Source organism: Falsiroseomonas oryziterrae (assembly GCF_021864505.1).
GTDB lineage: Bacteria > Pseudomonadota > Alphaproteobacteria > Acetobacterales > Acetobacteraceae > Falsiroseomonas > Falsiroseomonas oryziterrae.
Genome location: NZ_JAKJIB010000724.1, coordinates 1 through 533, shown reverse-complemented (window position 1 = coordinate 533; position 533 = coordinate 1). Strand labels below are relative to the sequence as shown.

General features: G+C 78.6%; 1 protein-coding gene. It reads left to right on the top strand.

Annotation, left to right across the window (positions count from 1 at the left end; genetic code table 11):
- A partial coding sequence (locus tag L2I40_RS24350; protein ID WP_237217895.1) for a tetratricopeptide repeat protein occupies positions 1 to 533 on the top strand: 533 nt, incomplete at both ends.

The window sequence follows — 533 nt, the reverse complement described above, 5'->3', positions numbered from 1 at the left end:
CGAGCCGGCGCCCTCCGCGGCCGATCGCGCCCGCGCCGCGCAGTTGCTGCGCGAGGGCCAGCGCGCGCAGAACCCGCCGCGCGGCGTCCGGCCCGATCCAGATCGCGCCGCGGCGCTGATCGAGCAGGCAGCGATGCTCGGCGATCCGGACGCGCAACTCCTGCTCGCCACGGCGCATCTCTTCCGCGGCGATGGTGGACGGGATCCGGCGGCGGCGATCCCCTGGCTGTTCCGCGCCGCGCAGCAGGGGCAGCCGGAGGCGCAGTTCCGCCTGGCGCGGCTGATCGAGGCCGGGGAAGGGACCCCGCGCGAGCCCGCCTGGGCGGCGGTCTGGTTCCACCGCGCCGCCGAGCGCGGCGTGGCCGAGGCGCAGTTCGCGATGGCGATGCTGCAGGTCGCCGGCGTCGGCACCGCGCAGGACCTGCCGGAGGCACTCGGGCGCATGCGACTGGCCGAGCAGGGCGGGGTCGCCGCCGCGCGCCGCTACCGCCAGGCGCTCGAGGCCCGGGTTCCGGGCAGCCAGGCCGCCACGG